Raw genomic sequence first — 15,379 nt, forward strand, 5'->3', positions numbered from 1 at the left:
GGCTCAGCGAGCGGCGTTCAGTGCCGTGTGCAGGGTGACCGACCACTGCTGGACGATCTGCTTGCGGCGCGCCGAGTCATCGGTGAGCACATCGGCGAGACCGAGCCCGCGGGCCAGGTCGAGGGTGGCCTGCACCAGGTGATGAGCGACCGGGTCGGTGTCGTCGACGCCGAGCGCCTCCACCGCGCGCCGATGCGAGGCGCGGCCGAATTTGGCCTCCAGCGGCACGATCCGCTCCCGCAGGACCGGATCGGCGGCCGCGTGCGTCCACACCTGGAGGGCCGCCTTGAACAGTGAACTGGTGTAGGACTCGACCAGCCCGGCCACCACCGCTTCGGTGCGCGCGACACCGTCGACGAGTTCCGACAGCGTCGCGGCCTCGTCCCTGGCCTGTTCGTTGCGACTGTCGAACATGTACTCGAGCGCGGCGGTGATCAGTTCTTCCCTGGTCGGGAAATGGTGCTGGGCCGCGCCGCGCGACACCCCGGCCCGTTCGGCGACCACGGCGACGGTGGCCGCCGCCCAGCCGGTCTCGGCCAGGCAGTCGATCGTCGCCTCGAGCAGGCGCTGCCGGGTGGCGCGGCTGCGGTCCTGCTTGGGTTCGTGAGGTGTCGCCATGGGATTATTCTGCCCAGTTCGGCGGACGACGCTGGAGGAAGGCCATCATGCCCTCCTGCACCTCGGGGGTGCCGAAGAAACTGGCCGAGCGGCGCGCGAGTTCGTCGGCCGAACTGTCGAAACCCGCCAGCAGTTCGGCGTTCACCAACCGCTTGGCCTCGGCGAGCCCCTGCGGCGCGCCTTTTCGCAGCTCACCGCACAGCCGGGCCACCTCGGCGGCCGGATCGGCGGCTGTCACCGTGACGAGTCCGATCTTCTCGGCGGTGGCCGCGTCGAATTTCTCGCCGGTCAGGTAGTAGCGGCTCGCGGCGCGCTGGTCGAGTCGCGGCAACAGGGTCAGCGAGATCATGAAAGGCGCCAGCCCGATCCGCACCTCGGTCAGGGCGAACGAACTTCCCGGCCCGGCCACCACCAGATCGCAGCCCGCGACGATCCCCATTCCGCCCGCCCGCACATTGCCGTCGATCCGGGCGACGACAGGTTTCGGGATCTCCACCAATCGCCGCAGCACCCCGATCATCGCCCTGGTGCGTTCGTCGGCGGCCACCGCCGGATCGGCGTCACCCGCCTCGCTCAGATCGGCCCCCGCGCAGAAGGTGTTGCCGGTATGCGCCAGCACGATGGCGCGCACCGCCGGGTCGGCCGCCGCGTCATCGAGACCGCCGAGCAGCTCGGCGACCAAGCGTGAGGACAGCGCGTTGCGGTTGTGCGGCGAGTCGAGGGTGAGTGTCGCGATGCCGTCGCCCACCTCGTAGCGAACGTACGGGGCCGTTGTGGTGTCGCTCATGGATTTCTCCGTCCTTGGGGCCCGGTCCACGCGGACATTCTCGCCACCGAACGCCGGGAACCCGCGTGATCGGGGCGGTTCTGTCCGCCTGGACCGGTCGGCATCAGTACGACCTGGGCAGACCGAGCGAATGCTGGGCGACGAAGTTGAGGATCATCTCCCTGCTCACCGGCGCGATCCTGCCGATGCGAGCGGCGGCCAACATGGCGGCCAAGCCGTAATCCCTGGTCAAGCCCGCGCCGCCGTGGGTCTGGATGGCCTGGTCGAGAGCCTTGATACTCGCTTCGGCGGCCGCGTATTTCGCCATGTTGGCGGCTTCCGCGGCACCCATCTCGTCGCCCGCGTCGTAGAGGCCCGCGGCCTTCTGCATCATCAGTTTGGCCAGTTCCAATTCGATCTTCACCTGTGCCAGCGGATGCGAGATGCCTTGGTGCGCGCCGATCGGGGATTTCCAGACCGTGCGCTCCTTGGCGTATTCGACGGCGCGCTCGATCGCGTAGCGGCCCATGCCGACGGCCATGGCCGCGCCCATGATGCGCTCCGGGTTGAGTCCGGCGAACAGTTGCATCAGCGCGGCGTCCTCCTTGCCGACCAGCGCGGTGGACGGCAGCCGGACGTCGTCGAGGAACAGGTTGTACTGGTGGTCGGGTTCGATGATGTCCATCTCCTGCGCCACCTTGGTGAATCCGGGAGCGTCGGTCGGGACGATGAACAGCGCCGGCTTGAGTTTGCCGGTCTTGTGATCCTCGGTGCGCGAGACGATGAGTACGGCCTCGGCCTGATCGACACCGGAGATGAAGATCTTGCGGCCGTTGAGGATCCAGTCGTCGCCGTCGCGGCGCGCGGTGGTGGTGATCTGGTGCGAATTCGATCCGGCGTCCGGTTCGGTGATGCCGAAGACCATTTTGCCGGTGCCGTCGGCGAATTTGGGCAGCCACTGCTGTTTCTGCTCGTCGGTGCCGTACTTGGTGATGATGGTGCCGCAGATGGCCGGGGAGACGACCATCAGCAGCAGACCCGCGCCCTGGGCCGCCAATTCCTCCATCACCAGCGCGAGTTCGTACATGCCCGCGCCACCGCCGCCGAATTCCTCCGGCAGGTTGACCCCGAGGAAGCCGAGTTTGCCCGCCTCGTCCCACAATTCGTCCAGCGGTTCGTTCTTGCGCGCCTTCGGCAGCACGTAATCGCGGTAGTTGTATTTCGCGGCGAGGGCGGCCACCGCGGACCGCAGTGCTGTGCGCTCTTCGGATTCGATGAAACTCATTGCTCAGTTCTCCTGAATCGCGGTGGTCGATACCGCGGTGGTCGATTCGGCGTTCACGGACGCCTCTTCGGGGTCGACGACCGCGAGGACGGTCCCGATGTCGACCTGCTGGCCGACGCTGACATTGAGTGCGCTCAGCACACCCGCGGCGGGCGCGGCGATGGTGTGCTCCATCTTCATCGCCTCCAGCCACAGGATCGGCTGCCCCTGCGTGACCGTGCTGCCGACCTCCGCGCCGATCCTGATGACACTGCCCGGCATCGGAGCGAGCAGCGAGCCGGTGGCCACCTGATCCGACGGATCGCTGAAGCGCGGCAGTCTGCGCACGGCGACCGGTCCCAGCGCGGAATCGACGCACACCAGATCGTCGTAACGCGCGATGGCGAATTGCCTGCGCACCGGGCCGCGTTCGCCCGGAACCGACAGCACCACCCGCTCCGGTGCCGCCTCGATCAGTGCCAGACCGTCGTGGCCGTCCACCGTGACGGCACCGCCGCGATCGAAGCGGTAACCCACCTCGTGGATCGTGCCGTCGCGCGTCTCGTAGGACTTGCGCTGCGACTGCGCGGGCAGATTGCGCCAACCGCTGGGCACACCGCCGCCCACCCGTGCCGTGCGACGATTGGCGGCGGCCTCGGCGAGCGCGGCCGCCACGATCGACAGTGCCTCGTCGGTCTCCGACACCAGCGGGGCCGCGAGCGCGTCCAGTCCGTGGGTGGTGAAGAACGCGGTGTCGGTATCTCCGGCGAGGAAGGCCGGGTGCCCCAACACGCGGACGAGCAGATCGCGGTTGGTCACCAAGCCGTGGATCCGCGCGCGTCGCAGTGCGGTCGCGAGCAGTCGCGCTGCCTCGGAACGGGTTTCGCCGTAGGAGATGACTTTGGCCAGCATCGGGTCGTAGTGCACACCGACCACCGAACCGTCGACGACACCGCTGTCCAACCGGACGCCCGGCTTCTCCAACAGCCCGAATTCGGTGACGACCTGCGGAATTTCGATGCGACGCACGGTCCCGCTCTGCGGCTGCCACTCCGTCGCCGGATCCTCGGCGTAGAGCCGGACCTCGATCGAATGTCCGCTCGGGGCAGGCGCTTCGGCGGGCAGCGCGCCACCGGCGGCCACCTCGAGCTGCCAGCGCACCAGATCGGTTCCGGTGGTGCATTCGGTCACCGGATGTTCCACCTGTAGCCGGGTGTTCATCTCGAGGAAGAAGAAATCTCCCGCCTCGTCGGCCAGGAATTCCACGGTGCCCGCGCCGGTGTAGCCGATGGCTCCCGCGGCCAGCCGCGCCGCCTCGAACAGTCGCTCCCGCATCCCGTCGACCCGTTCGACCAGCGGCGACGGTGCTTCCTCGACGACCTTCTGATGACGGCGCTGGATCGAGCATTCCCGCTCGCCCACCGCCAGGATGACACCGTGCGTATCGGCCATGACCTGGACTTCGATATGCCTGCCGGTCTCCAGGTACCGCTCGCAGAACACCGTCGGATCACCGAAGGCCGATTCGGCCTCGCGCCGCGCCGCCGCGATCTGCGGTGCCAGATCGGCGAGGGCCCGCACCACGCGCATACCGCGTCCGCCGCCGCCCGCCGACGCTTTGATCAGCACCGGCAGCTGCGCCTCGGTGACCTCGGAAGGATCCAGTTCGGACAGCACCGGCACGCCCGCCGCGTCCATCATCTTCTTGGACGCGACCTTGGAACCCATCTGCTCGATGGCCTCCACCGGCGGACCGGTCCAGGTCAACCCCGCGGCCAGCACGGCACGGGCGAATTCGGCGTTCTCCGAGAGGAATCCGTAGCCGGGATGGATGGCGTCGGCACCGGCGGCGAAGGCCGCCTCGATGATCAGGTCACCGCGCAGGTAGGTCTCACCGGGGGTGTTACCGGGCAGACGCACGGCGGCGTCGGCCTCGGTGACATGGGGCGCGTCGGCGTCGGCGTCGGAATACACCGCGACGGTGCCCAGCCCCATGCGACGACAGGTGGCGAAGACCCGGCGCGCGATCTCGCCCCGGTTGGCGACCAGGACGCAGGTGATCTCACCCGAATCGCTGTGTGCTGCGGTCATCGTCGGCCTCACATCCGGAAGACGCCGAAACCGTCGGCGCCTTCGATCGGGGCATTATGGATGGCCGACAGGGCCATACCCAATACCGTTCGGGTGTCGCGCGGGTCGATCACGCCGTCGTCGTAGAGCCGTCCCGACATGAACATCGGCAGTGATTCGGCCTCGATCTGCGCCTCGATCATGGCGCGCATCCCGGCGTCGGCCTCCTCGTCGAACGGCATACCCCGGGCCTCGGTCGCCGCCCTGCCGACGATGGAGACGACGCCCGCGAGCTGCGCGGCGCCCATCACGGCGGATTTCGCACTGGGCCAGGCGAAGACGAAACGCGGATCGTAGGCCCGCCCGCACATGCCGTAATGCCCCGCGCCGTAGGAGGCGCCCATCAGCAGCGAGATATGCGGCACCGTGGAGTTGGAGACCGCGTTGATCATCATCGCGCCGTGTTTGATGATGCCCTTCTGCTCGAATTCCTTGCCGACCATGTAGCCGGTGGTGTTGTGCAGGAACAGCAGTGGCGTGTCCTTCTGATTCGCCAGCTGGATGAATTGCGCGGCCTTCTGCGCCTCCTCGGAGAACAGCACGCCGCGCGCGTTGGCGAGGATACCCACCGGGTAGCCGTGTAATTCGGCCCATCCGGTGACCAGGCTGCTGCCGTAGAGGGGTTTGAACTCGTCGAAATCCGACCCGTCGACCACCCGGGCGATCACCTCGCGCGGATCGAAGGGGATCTTCAGATCCGACGGCACGATGCCGAGTAGTTCTTCCTGGTCGAACAGCGGCTCGATGACCTCGGCGCGCGGACTGGGCCCCTTCTTGGTCCAGTTCAACCGCCGCACGATCGAGCGGCCGATGCGAATCGCGTCCTGTTCGTCGGCGGCCAGGTAATCGGCCAGTCCCGAAACGCGCGCGTGCATCTCCGCACCGCCGAGGGATTCGTCGTCGGATTCCTCACCGGTCGCCATCTTGACCAGCGGCGGTCCACCGAGGAAAACCTTGGACCGCTCCTTGATCATGACCGTGTAGTCGGACATGCCGGGAATGTAGGCCCCGCCCGCGGTGGAATTGCCGAAGACCAGCGCGATGGTCGGAATACCCGCCGCCGACAGCCTGGTCAGATCGCGGAACATCCGTCCGCCGGGGACGAAAACCTCTTTCTGGGTCGGCAGGTCCGCGCCGCCGGATTCGACGAGCCCGATGACCGGGAGCCGGTTCTCCATCGCGATATCGTTGATACGCAGGTTCTTTCGCAGCGTCCACGGATTGGACGTGCCGCCGCGCACGGTCGGATCGGGGGCGACGATGACGCATTCGACGCCTTCGACGATGCCGATTCCCGCGATGACGCTCGCGCCGACGTGGAATTCACTGCCCCAGGCCGCGAGCGGGCACAGTTCCAGGAACGGGGAATCCTCGTCGATGAGCAGTTCGATGCGTTCGCGTGCGGTGAGTTTGCCGCGTTTGCGATGCCTGGCGAGTTTGTCGGCGCCGCCACCGGCGATCGCCTTGGCGAATTCCGCCTCGATCTCGGTGAGTTTGACCGTCATCGCCTCGGCCGCCGCGCCGTATTCGGGCGAGGCGCTGTCGAGGGTGCTGCGCAACGTGCTCAAGACTGGTACCCCAATCGCTTTGCCGCCAATCCGGTGAGGATTTCGGTGGTGCCACCGCCGATTCCGAGGATGCGGATATCGCGGTACTGCCGCTCCACCTCGGATTCGCGCATGTAGCCGAGTCCGCCGAAGAGTTGGACGGCCTGGTTGCCGACCCATTCCGCTGCTTCGACCGCCGTGTTCTTGGCGAAGCACACCTCGGCGATCAGATCCGTCTCACCGTCGGCACTGCGCTTGGCCACTTCCCTGGTGTAGACCCGTGCCACATCGACGCGCCGGGCCATCTCGGTGACCGTGTTCTGCACGGACTGCCTGCTGATCAGCGGCCTGCCGAAGGTCTCGCGAGCACGCACCCATTCCAGGGTCAGATCGAGGCAGCGCTGCGCCTGCGAATACGCCTGCACGGCGAGGCCGACGCGTTCGCTGACGAAAGCGCCCGCGATCTGGAAGAACCCGGAATTCTCCGGCCCGACCAGATTCTCCACCGGAACCCGCGCGTCCACGTAGGACAATTCGGCGGTATCGGAGGCGCGCCAGCCCATTTTGTCCAGCTTGCGGCTGACCGTGAATCCGGGCGTGCCCTTCTCCACCACGAGCAGGGAGATCCCGCCGGAACCCGGCCCACCGGTGCGCACCGCGGTGACCACGAAATCGGCGCGGCATCCCGAGGTGATGTAGGTCTTCGCGCCGTTGACGATGTAGTGGTCCCCGTCGCGGCGCGCCGTGGTGGTCAGGTGGCCCACGTCGGACCCGCCGCCGGGTTCGGTGATGGCGAGCGAGCCGATCTTCTCCCCGGCGAGCGTGGGCCTGGCGAAACGCTCGATCAGGTCCTCGTCACCGGTGGCGATGATGTGCGGCACCGCGATACCGCAGGTGAACAGCGAGGCGAACAGTCCGCCCGAACCGCCCGCCTGGTGCAATTCCTCGCAGACGATCATGGCGTCGATGCCGTCGCCGCCGGAACCGCCGACCGCCTCGGGGAACTGGATGCCGAGCAGTCCGAGCGCGCCCGCCTTCTTGTGCAGGTCACGGGGGATTTCGCCGTCGCGCTCCCAGTCGTCGAGGTAGGGCAGCACTTCCCGCTCCGCGAAACCCCTGACCGTGGCGCGCAATTCGCGCCGTTCGGGTGTGTTCCACGGGCTCACCACTGGCCGGCCGATCGCCGGGTCCGCGTCGAAACGCCTCGCGATATCGGATTCATGGCAGTAACTCCCAAGGGATATCGATATGCCGGGAGCGCAGCCATTCGCCGAGCCCCTTGGCCTGCGGGTCGAAACGGGCCTGATAGGCGACGCCCGCACCGAGCAGACCGGAGATGATGAAATTGACGGCGCGCAGATTGGGCAGTACATGCCGGGTGACCGTGAGCGAACGTGTCTCGGGCAGTAGCTCTTTCAGCCGCTCGACGGTCAGCGCGTGCGCCAGCCAGCGCCACTGTTCGTCGGTGCGCACCCAGACGCCGACATTCGCGTCACCGCCCTTGTCGCCGCTGCGCGCCAACGCGACCGTGCCGAGCGGAACGCGACGGAACTCCTTCGCGGGCAATGGTTCCGGCAACTCCGGGGTTTCGACGTCCTGGAGCGCACGGGTCTGCTCGGACGCCGCGATGTCCACGCGACTGCCATCGGGCAGCACCGCGACATGGGGCACCTCGGCGGCGTCCACATAGCCGGGCCGGTACACGCCGTACGGCGCGCCGTTTCCCGGCACGCTCGTGAAACTGCATCCCGGATAGCTGGCGAGCGCGAGTTCCACCGCGACGCCGGAGAAGGCGCGGCCGACCTTGTTCGGGTCGGGATCGCGGACCACGCAGCGCAACAGCGCGCTGGCCTGCTCCTCGGTCTCGGCGTCGGGACGGTCCAGCCTGGCGAGGGTCCACTCCAGTTCGGCGGGCCGCTCCGGCAGCCAGGATTCCAGCTGTCGTCGCGCCAGTGCCGCTTTCGCCTCGATGTCGAGGCCGGTCAGGATGAATTCCATCTCGTTGCGGAAGCCGCCGAGGGTATTGAGCGAGACCTTCAGTCGCGGCGGCGGCGCCTCGCCGGTGACACCGCTGATCAGCACCCGGTCCGTCCCCGCAGGGACGAGTGCGACGGTGTCGAGCCGCGCGGTGACATCGGGGCCCGCGTAGCGCGCGCCCTGGATCTCGTACATCAACTGCGCCGCGACGGTGTCGACGGTGACCGCGCCGCCGGTGCCGTCGTGTTTGGTGACGACACTGCTTCCGTCCCTGCGGATCTCGGCGATCGGGAAACCGGGGCGACCGAGATCGGCGAGTTCGGTGAAGAAGGCGAAATTGCCGCCGGTGGCCTGGGTGCCGCATTCGATGACGTGTCCCGCCACCACCGCGCCCGCGAGCGCGTCGTAATCGGTTCGGCCCCAGCCGAAATGCGCCGCGGCGGGTCCGACGACGACGGAGGCGTCGGTGACCCGGCCGGTGACCACGATATCCGCGCCCGACTCCAGGCAGGTCGCGATACCCCACGCGCCGAGATAGGCGTTGGCCGTCAGCGGTGCGCCGAGGCCGAGTTCGTCGGTGCGCCCGAGCAGATCGTCACCTTCGACGTAGGCGATCCGCGCGTCGAGTCCGAGATCGGCGACCACCTTGCGCAGTTTCTCCGCCAGCCCGGCCGGATTCAGACCGCCCGCGTTGGTGACGATGCGCACCCCGCGTTCCAGCGCGAGACCGAGGCAATCCTTGATCTGGGTGACGAAGGTCTTGGCATAGCCGAGGCCGGGATCCTTCATCCGGTCCCGGCCCAGGATCAGCATGGTGAGTTCGGCGAGGTAGTCGCCGGTGAGCACGTCGAGCTGCCCACCTTCGAGCATCTCCCGCATCGCACCGAGCCGATCACCGTAGAAACCGGAACAGTTGCCGATTCGGATCACATCCGGATCGGCGGCCAGCATACTCATGAGCTGGAGGCCTCCCTGTGCGGCGAACCGCCCGCACGCGGCCGCATTACCGCGCCGGAGGTGTTCGCGTTCCGATGACCAGCATCACATCCGGCACAGAAAAAATCAAGCTTGCGTGCTTGTTAAATGGATACGCAGTTCAGCGGCACTTTTTCCAGGCCGGTGCCGGGACTGTCCGCCCGCACCGGCAAGATGGTCGCCATGTCGGGCGAAGTCACCGTGATCCTGTTGCTCGCACTGTCCGGCTTTCTGCTCGGCGGCGCGTACTCGCTGTGGAAGACCACGCGCCCACTCGCCATCACACTCGCCGTCTGCGGAGTACTCGCGGCGGGCGGTGCGATCGTCTGGTGGCTCTGAGCCTCAGCCGCGCGACAGCCGGAATATCCGCAGATCCTCCGGCACCCCGCTCATCGGGGCCGCGAAGAAGCTGCGCCGATACGGTTTGACACCCATCCCGAGCTGGGCCAGGGTTTCCGGCCGCAGCGCGTCCAGGGTCGCCTCCGACAGCATGGTGTGACCGTTGCCGCCCGCCTCCATCACCCGGGCCGCGATGGTGACGTCCACCCCGAGCCAATCGCCGCCGATCTCGCGCGGTGAGCCGGTGTGCAGGCCGACTCGCATCTTCGGGGTGTAGCCGCCGACCTCGACCTTTTCCAGATTGCGCTTGGCCTGGATCGCCGCACCGACCGCACGGTCGGGCGAGTCGAATACCGCCATCACACCGTCGCCCATGCGCTTGACGACGTGACCGCCACGGTCGGCGATCGGCGGCTCGATGGCCTTGGCGACCCCGCGCAGCAGTTCCAGCGTCGCCCCGTCACCGGCGGACAGCGACCACTTGGAGAAAGCGACCAGGTCGGTGAACATGACAGTTATTTCTTCGCTACCTTTTCCGCGACCGACCTTCTCCAGTACCGCCTGCCAGATCTGCAACGCGCCGAAGCCGATCTCCCGGGCCGCGCTGGGCGTATCGCCGACGATCCGGTCCGCCGCACGGGCCACCGCCCGCGCCCCGCCCGGACCCGAAACCGACAGCGGGTCACCGAAAGCGGGGTCGCCGGGAAGTTGTTCACGCGCCTTGCGCAACGCGTCGATCAGATCGGGGCGCTGATTCGCCGCGTTCATCAGCGTGGAGAACTGCGCGCGTCGAAAACTCTGCGTCGACCTGCGGGAATTCGGAATCTCGTCGGCAGGCGTCAAGGGAATCACTACCTCGGGCGCGATCTCGTCGCGCTCCCCCGTCTCCGGCACGGACTCCGCACCGCCGGAAGGTGTCTCGCTCACGGAGCGAGCGTAGCCCAGCCGACCGTCGGTCGGTCGGTTACCGATCATCGCCACCGGACACCTCTCTATCGCACGGAGCGAGCACATCGTTGGGTCCGCCGATGGATAACGTGAAGGTTGCTGACACGATGCTACAGGCCACCCGACTCGCTTAACAGTACCGTCAGTCACAGTTATCACGGAATTCACGCGCCGACGACCATACAAAGCGCAAAAAAACCGGTCCGGTGCGAAGGAGAGTCCGCACCGGACCGGTCGCGCATCGACCACCGGGCAGTGGTGGGCGCTGCGATCGGAGTCCAGAGACCTCCCGACAAGGTCCGGACCCCGGCACCCGAGTGGCGAGGGAGTGCGACTCGGGTAGTTCCAGGAATCAGGCGTCGCGCTGATTCACGAAGTAGACGGCCGCGCCGAAGATCAGCGCGACGACGGCCGCGAAGTAGAGCAGGCCACCCCACGGTCCCCAGTGCCAGGGCAGGGTGTTGTCGGCGGTACCGATGAAACGTCCCGCGTTCTGAAAAGGAAGGAACACTTTGATATTCCGGCCCGTCTCGCCGAACGCGCCGACGATCGGCTCCACCAGCACGGGCCACACGATCAACAGCGACAGCGCACCCGCCGACTGCCGGATCAGCGCTCCGACCCCCACCGACAGGAAGACCACGAGCACCACGAAGATCGGCACCGCGTAGAACACCTTGTTGTCACCGTCGGACAGACTGAGGAATCGGCCCGCGTCGTTGCCGATCAGCGCCTTGAAGATGAAGAAACTGACGAAGGTGAGAACCGCGGAAAGCAATGCCGCGACCACACCGATCAGTCCCGCTTTGGCGAACAGCACCGACGCCCGGTTGGGCAGCGCGAGGAAGGTGGCCTTGATGGTGCCGAAGCGGTACTCGCTGGTCACAGCCAGTGCCGCGAGAATCATCACCAGGATGTACCCGAATCCGGGGAATCCGTCGGCGACACCGGTGATGCCGAGTCCCGCGATCGCGTTGTCCGGATACGGATTGGTCGTCGCGGGCTGTTTACCCTCGGCGATATCCTGATTGAACTGCTCGACACCGAGTTTCAGCACCAGACTGAAGAGCACCGCGATCCCGAGCGTCGCCACCACGAACAGCGCCGAGCACCACCACGGCGACCGCGTCGAGGTGAGTTTGATCCGTTCCGCCGCCAATACGCCCATCAGAGCGCACCTCCCATCACCTGGTCGACACCCTCACCGTGGTACTGCACCGCACCGCCGGTCATCCGCATGAACGCCTCCTCCAGCGAGGCCCGCTGCGGCGACAGCTCGAACAGCGTGATGTCGTTCGCCCCCGCCAGTTTGCCCACGTCGTCGCTGCTGACATTCGCCACGATCAGCGCGGGACCTTCCTTGCCCTGGCCGTCCTCCTTGACGGTCATCCCGTTCGAGGTCAGCAGGCTGCGCAATTGGTCGAGTTGCGGACTGCGCACGCGCACGGCCATTTCCGACGACCGCTCGATGAATTCCTTGGTCGTGGTGTCGGCCATCAACTGACCGCGCCCGATGACGACCAGATGTTCGGCGGTCTGCGCCATCTCCGAGAGCAGATGGCTCGACACCAGTACCGTGCGCCCCTCGGCGGCCAGACGCTGCATGAACCGGCGGATCCACAGGATCCCCTCCGGATCGAGGCCGTTCACCGGCTCGTCGAACAGCAGCACCTTCGGATCACCCAGCAGCGCACCGGCCAAGCCGAGCCGCTGCGACATGCCGAGCGAGAATCCGCCCGCGCTCTTCCCCGCCACCTCCGACAGGCCGACCAGCCGCAGCACTTCCTCGACCCGGGATTTCGCGATCCCGTTCGACGCCGCCAGCCACTGTAGATGCGCGCGCGCCGAGCGATTCGGATGCACCCACTTCGCGTCCAGTAGCGCACCGACCTCGTTCAACGGGTGGTCCAGCTCCCGATACGCCTTGCCATTGATGAGCGCGACCCCCGAGGTGGGCTTGTCCAGCCCGAGGATCATCCGCATGGTCGTCGATTTACCGGCGCCGTTCGGTCCCAGAAACCCCGTCACCTGTCCAGGACGGACGGTGAAGGAGAGATCCTGAACCGCGACGGTCTGCCCGTAATGCTTGGTCAGGCCCCTCAGCTCGATCATGCCCCCAGCATTGCGCATCACACCCGCCCGAGCGTCACCAGAAGGTGTTCTCTTGGGTCATCCTCAGGGATGAGATCCCGTGGGTATCGACCCGGAGCATTTCCGTCGCTCGGTGGGTATGAGCGTTCAGAACCAGGATTGGGCTCGGATGCTGTTGGCGAGGTCGACGAGGGCGTAGCGGTGGGCACGGCCGGGGGCGCCGCGGGCGAGGGCGCGCAGGCCGGATTCGGTGCCCTCGCGCAGGTCGCGTTCGGTGAAGGGGGCACCGAAGAGGCCGGGGGTGTCGGATTTCGGGGTGTTGCCCGCTTGCAGCCAGGCCAGGGCGGCGCCGAGGACCAGTACTTTCAGCTGGGTCGCGCGATGTTCGCCCGCAGGCAGGGATTCGACTCGGGCGGCGGCGATACGCAGGGTGGATTCGTCCAGGTCGGCGATCGGGCCCGCGGTCAGCATCAGCCAGACCGCGGTCAGGCGGGCGGTGGTGTAGTGGCGTGAGGAGGCGGGGACCTCGTCGAGTGCCGCGACCGCCTCGGGAACGTCGGCGTTGCCCGCGAGTTGGCGGGCCAGACCGAAGGCGGCGCTCACCACGGCGCGGTCGGTACGCCATACGGTGTCGTAGAACTTCTCGGCGTAGGCGCGCCACTGTTCCGGATCTTCCGAATCCCATTGTTGCAGAACCAGTTCGGCGGTGGCCGCGAGCGCGAGTTTGGGAGCTATCTCACCGGGGAGCACGCGCAGCACCTCGTCGAAGGCCGCGAAGGCGTGTTCGTAGTTCTGTTCTCGCAACTCGGCCTGGCCGACGTACCAGTCGATGCGCCAATCGGTTTCGGTCAATCGGCGCAGCAGGTAGCGGGCCTCGGCGGTGTCGCCCAGTTCCAGCCGCGCCTTCGCCTCGGCCAGTGAAAGTTCCAGATCCAGTGTCTCGGGGGCGTTGTCGGGATCGGCGGCGGCGCGCTCGCGTACTTCGTCCAGGGCGGACAGCGCCTGTCTCGGATCGGGCTGCACCGCGGCGGCGAGCAACAGGGCGGACGGGTCGGACGGGTCGAGCAGCGGAACGGGCAGCGCGGCGACGATATCGCTCGCGTTCATCAGCGCGCTGCGGCCGAGGCCGTCGGCGTAGGCGTCGGTCTGGGCGATGAGTTCGTCGGTGCCGAAACTTCCACGCTGCGGACTGAAGACCGTGGACAACTGTGGATGTTCGGCGCCGGTGTCCATCGCGAGGACTTCGCGCAGCACGCCCGCCAACTGCGCGGCCATGGCCCGGGCGGAGGGGAAACGGCGATCGGGGTCCGGATCGGTCGCGGTCAGCAGCAGTCGGTGGAAGAACTCGTAACGCAGCAGGGCCGGATGCCCGGACGGCCCGGGAATATGGTCGGCGTAGCGGCCGTGCTCCATCGGCATGTTCAGGCTGAGCACGGCGAGCATTCGACCGACCGTGTAGATATCGGAGGCGACGGTCGGGCCGGTCTTTCCGATCTCTGGAGCCTGGAAACCTTTGGTGCCGTACAGATTTCCGTATGCCTCGATGGTCGCGACCGCGCCGAGGTCGATCAGTTTCACCTGATCCTCGGTCACCATCACGTTATCGGGTTTGAGATCGTTGTAGGTGAGGCCGATGGAATGCAGATATTCCAGCGCGGGAAGGATTTCCAGCACGTAGGCGATGGCCTCGGCCACCGGCATCCGATCCGGTTTGCGATAGGTGTCGAGGATCGTGCGCAGCGAGCGTCCGCCGACGTATTCCATAACGATGAACCCGACGGGTGTGCCGTCCGGGGTCGCGTGTTCGACGAAATTGTGGATCTTGACGATGCTGGGATGGGCAACTTCGGCGAGGAACTGACGTTCGGCGACCGCGACGGCCTGCGCCTCGGCGTCCCCCGCGTGCAACAAGCCTTTGAGGACGACCCAGCGGTCGCTCACATTGCGGTCGATCGCCAGGTAGATCCAGCCGAGACCGCCGTGGGCGATACAGCCCTGGATCTCGTACTGTCCCGACACCATATCGCCCGGCCGCAGCGAAGGTCGGAAATCATAAGGGGCCTGGCAGGTTTCGCAGATGCCGACGGTACTCGCGGGATGGGCGGCGGTGGTGCGTCCCACCGGATTGCCGCAACGCCAGCAGAAACGTTTACCCTCCGCGACCATGGGATCGGCGAGGACCGCGGCCAAGGGGTCGGCGGGTGCGACGGCGGGAATCGTCACCAGGCCCGCGCCGAGCCTGCGGACCGTCGGGCGCGATCTGGCGGTGCGGACGCTGCGGCCCGAGGTGCGCAGGGCCGCACCGGAATCGGTGGTGGGGGCCCCCGCGCCGGAAACCGCAGATCCGGACCCGGTGGCACCGGACGCCACGGTGCCCCGCCGACGATCGTCCGAGGACACGGTGCCCGGTCCAGCGATATCGGAGGCCGCAACGGTGCCCTGCTCCTCCGCACCGGCCGGTTCCGCAGCCGACCTCTGCACCGCCACGGTGGCGTTCGGATCACCCGGCTCGGCCCAGAATCCGAGGTAGAGCGGTTGCGTCGCTTCCGCCGGATCCGGGAATTCCTGCTCGGCGGCGGTTTCCGGCTCCGGAGTCGAATCCATGTGTCCGGCGACCACGTCGGACCAGCGAATGGTCGGGACGGCGTGTTCGGAATCATCACGGCTCTCGCCGGGGTCAGGCAGGTCGGGTCGCTGTTCGCTCATCACCGTTCAGTCCTGATA

Annotated in this window: 12 protein-coding genes; 1 reads left to right on the plus strand and 11 read right to left on the minus strand. The window is 67.1% G+C overall.

Translation table 11 applies throughout. The features are described from left to right. Positions 1-3 precede the first annotated feature (3 nt). The 7 genes from JZ792_RS34265 to JZ792_RS34295 all read right to left on the minus strand — a co-directional run bounded on the left by JZ792_RS34265 (position 4) and on the right by JZ792_RS34295 (position 9,259). Entirely contained in the window at positions 4-618 is a 615-nt protein-coding gene (locus JZ792_RS34265; protein ID WP_216917049.1) for a TetR/AcrR family transcriptional regulator, read from the minus strand. Positions 619-622: 4 nt separating this feature from the next. Continuing rightward, positions 623-1,405 carry an enoyl-CoA hydratase family protein gene (locus JZ792_RS34270; RefSeq protein ID WP_216917050.1) on the minus strand — a complete coding sequence of 261 codons (783 nt, stop codon included), beginning with the start codon at positions 1,403-1,405 and terminating at the stop codon, positions 623-625. A 103-nt stretch (positions 1,406-1,508) separates the two neighbouring features. After that, positions 1,509-2,669, minus strand: a complete 1,161-nt coding sequence (locus tag JZ792_RS34275; protein WP_216917051.1) for an acyl-CoA dehydrogenase family protein — start codon at positions 2,667-2,669, stop codon at positions 1,509-1,511. 3 nt (positions 2,670-2,672) lie between these two features. After that, entirely contained in the window at positions 2,673-4,739 is a 2,067-nt protein-coding gene (locus tag JZ792_RS34280; RefSeq protein ID WP_216917052.1) for an acetyl/propionyl/methylcrotonyl-CoA carboxylase subunit alpha, read from the minus strand. A gap of 8 nt (positions 4,740-4,747) precedes the next feature. Further along, positions 4,748-6,346 carry an acyl-CoA carboxylase subunit beta gene (locus JZ792_RS34285; RefSeq protein ID WP_216917053.1) on the minus strand — a complete coding sequence of 533 codons (1,599 nt, stop codon included), beginning with the start codon at positions 6,344-6,346 and terminating at the stop codon, positions 4,748-4,750. Next, positions 6,343-7,491 carry an acyl-CoA dehydrogenase family protein gene (locus JZ792_RS34290; RefSeq protein ID WP_216917059.1) on the minus strand — a complete coding sequence of 383 codons (1,149 nt, stop codon included), beginning with the start codon at positions 7,489-7,491 and terminating at the stop codon, positions 6,343-6,345. Before JZ792_RS34290 ends, JZ792_RS34285 begins: the two co-directional genes overlap by 4 nt. 52 nt (positions 7,492-7,543) lie before the next feature. Further along, on the minus strand, positions 7,544-9,259 hold the full coding sequence (locus JZ792_RS34295; protein ID WP_216917054.1) for an acyclic terpene utilization AtuA family protein: 1,716 nt from the start codon (positions 9,257-9,259) through the stop codon (positions 7,544-7,546). Positions 9,260-9,385: 126 nt separating this feature from the next. Between JZ792_RS34295 and JZ792_RS34300 the strand changes: the two genes are divergently transcribed. Then, complete coding sequence (locus tag JZ792_RS34300; protein ID WP_216917060.1) at positions 9,386-9,616, plus strand: CG2302 family histidine operon protein; 231 nt, start codon at positions 9,386-9,388, stop codon at positions 9,614-9,616. A gap of 3 nt (positions 9,617-9,619) precedes the next feature. On the opposite strand, the gene JZ792_RS34305 is transcribed toward JZ792_RS34300, so the two are convergent. The 4 genes from JZ792_RS34305 to JZ792_RS34320 all read right to left on the minus strand — a co-directional run bounded on the left by JZ792_RS34305 (position 9,620) and on the right by JZ792_RS34320 (position 15,361). Beyond that, positions 9,620-10,384, minus strand: a complete 765-nt coding sequence (locus JZ792_RS34305; protein ID WP_254190746.1) for an adenylate/guanylate cyclase domain-containing protein — start codon at positions 10,382-10,384, stop codon at positions 9,620-9,622. A 532-nt stretch (positions 10,385-10,916) separates the two neighbouring features. Beyond that, entirely contained in the window at positions 10,917-11,732 is an 816-nt protein-coding gene (locus tag JZ792_RS34310; RefSeq protein ID WP_216917056.1) for an ABC transporter permease, read from the minus strand. Further along, complete coding sequence (locus tag JZ792_RS34315; protein ID WP_216917057.1) at positions 11,732-12,676, minus strand: ABC transporter ATP-binding protein; 945 nt, start codon at positions 12,674-12,676, stop codon at positions 11,732-11,734. Before JZ792_RS34315 ends, JZ792_RS34310 begins: the two co-directional genes overlap by 1 nt. 126 nt (positions 12,677-12,802) lie before the next feature. Next, positions 12,803-15,361, minus strand: a complete 2,559-nt coding sequence (locus tag JZ792_RS34320) for a serine/threonine-protein kinase (protein WP_216917058.1) — start codon at positions 15,359-15,361, stop codon at positions 12,803-12,805. Positions 15,362-15,379 lie beyond the last annotated feature (18 nt).

Source organism: Nocardia noduli, from assembly GCF_019038455.1.
Classification (GTDB): Bacteria; Actinomycetota; Actinomycetes; order Mycobacteriales; family Mycobacteriaceae; genus Nocardia; species Nocardia noduli.

Coding starts and splice junctions, on each gene's coding strand:
- JZ792_RS34280 (WP_216917052.1), bottom strand. CDS start 4,739: ATGACCGCAGCACACAGCGATTCGGGTGAGATCACCTGCGTCCTGGTC.
- JZ792_RS34265 (WP_216917049.1), bottom strand. CDS start 618: ATGGCGACACCTCACGAACCCAAGCAGGACCGCAGCCGCGCCACCCGG.
- JZ792_RS34320 (WP_216917058.1), bottom strand. CDS start 15,361: ATGAGCGAACAGCGACCCGACCTGCCTGACCCCGGCGAGAGCCGTGAT.
- JZ792_RS34315 (WP_216917057.1), bottom strand. CDS start 12,676: ATGATCGAGCTGAGGGGCCTGACCAAGCATTACGGGCAGACCGTCGCG.
- JZ792_RS34295 (WP_216917054.1), bottom strand. CDS start 9,259: ATGAGTATGCTGGCCGCCGATCCGGATGTGATCCGAATCGGCAACTGT.
- JZ792_RS34275 (WP_216917051.1), bottom strand. CDS start 2,669: ATGAGTTTCATCGAATCCGAAGAGCGCACAGCACTGCGGTCCGCGGTG.
- JZ792_RS34310 (WP_216917056.1), bottom strand. CDS start 11,732: ATGGGCGTATTGGCGGCGGAACGGATCAAACTCACCTCGACGCGGTCG.
- JZ792_RS34270 (WP_216917050.1), bottom strand. CDS start 1,405: ATGAGCGACACCACAACGGCCCCGTACGTTCGCTACGAGGTGGGCGAC.
- JZ792_RS34300 (WP_216917060.1), top strand. CDS start 9,386: ATGGATACGCAGTTCAGCGGCACTTTTTCCAGGCCGGTGCCGGGACTG.
- JZ792_RS34305 (WP_254190746.1), bottom strand. CDS start 10,384: ATGAACGCGGCGAATCAGCGCCCCGATCTGATCGACGCGTTGCGCAAG.